At 60.6% G+C, this 1,150-nt stretch carries 2 protein-coding genes; both read left to right on the top strand.

Going from position 1 to position 1,150, the window contains the following annotated elements:
- A partial coding sequence (locus tag DBR23_RS12200) for a 2-oxo acid dehydrogenase subunit E2 (protein WP_146191317.1) occupies positions 1 to 254 on the top strand: 254 nt, incomplete at its 5' end.
- Positions 251 to 979: a hypothetical protein gene (locus tag DBR23_RS29290; RefSeq protein ID WP_146191316.1), complete on the top strand. Its 729-nt coding sequence runs from the start codon at positions 251 to 253 to the stop codon at positions 977 to 979. The genes DBR23_RS12200 and DBR23_RS29290, both read left to right, overlap by 4 nt.
- Positions 980 to 1,150 lie beyond the last annotated feature (171 nt).

Genomic DNA, 1,150 nt, shown 5'->3' with positions numbered 1-1,150 from the left:
GCGGCACCTTCACGATCACCAACCTCGGCCTGACGCGGGTGGAGCACTTCACTCCAATCCTGAACGCCGGACAGATCTGCATCTTAGGTATTGGCTGCATGACGGATCGCCCGGTACGGGCACCTGATGGCGGCATAGAGCTTCGCCCTTTTGTCGGCCTCTCGCTCACCTTTGACCACCGTGCGCTGGATGGCGCGCCGGCGGGCGATCTGCTGACCACGATCTGTGAAGAAGTCGAAGGAATGTCCGGGTGACGACGCCTTTGCGCCGATTTGGGTCTGTGTCCGAAGGCTTGACCTTTGAAGCAGGCCTCTTTTCAGCGCAGGGCCCGCAGGTGGGCCTGTGGACAGCAGATGCCAATGCACTCGTGTGCCCGCGCGCCTATGAAACACGCAATGGATTCGCGCAGGCCGCCAGCCTATCGAGCACGCGAGGCTGGCCCGTTCATGTGCGCCCGACCGGAGGTGGCACCGTTCCGCAAGGCCGGGGCATGGCCAACCTGGCGCTCAGCTTTGATGCGCCGGAGGGCTTCACCATCGAAGACGGCTACCGCTTGCTCACCCGGATATTCAGGGCCGGGCTGCGCGTAGAAACACTGGATATTGGGAACACCCCCGGCAGCTTCTGCGACGGCGACTGGAACCTTTCGATAAATGGTAGAAAACTGGTCGGCACCGCGCAACGGTGGCGGCCAACGCACCACGGGAGCCCGCGCGTTCTGGCCCATGCAATGGTCCTTGTGTCAGGGGATATCGCGTCAGGCGCGGACAGCGTTTCCGCCTTTCATCGCGACCTCGGTCTGAGCCCGGTCAAGGCCGACGTCCACACCAGCCTCTGCAGTGCAACACATCACACCGATTTACCCGCCGAAAACCTGTTGGCCGCAGCGCGGGGTGAACTGGCCCATCTTTCAAACCCAATGAACTTTTCAACAAAGGAAACAAACCATGTCCACCGACACCATCCACATCCATCTTGAGGTCAAAGTGCCCGAAACCAAGCGCACTGGTTTCATGACCTTGATGAACGAACTGGTCGAGAGAACGCGCAAATAGCCCGGAACGCTCGTCTATGAGTGGTACGAGGTGGGCGATACCAGCACCTGGCACATCCTCGAGCGTTACGCCGATGCCGAAAACGGTGATCTGCA

Source organism: Acidovorax sp. HMWF018 (assembly GCF_003061035.1).
In the GTDB taxonomy this organism is placed as follows: domain Bacteria; phylum Pseudomonadota; class Gammaproteobacteria; order Burkholderiales; family Burkholderiaceae_C; genus Acidovorax; species Acidovorax delafieldii.
This window is presented reverse-complemented; position numbering and strand designations above follow the sequence as displayed.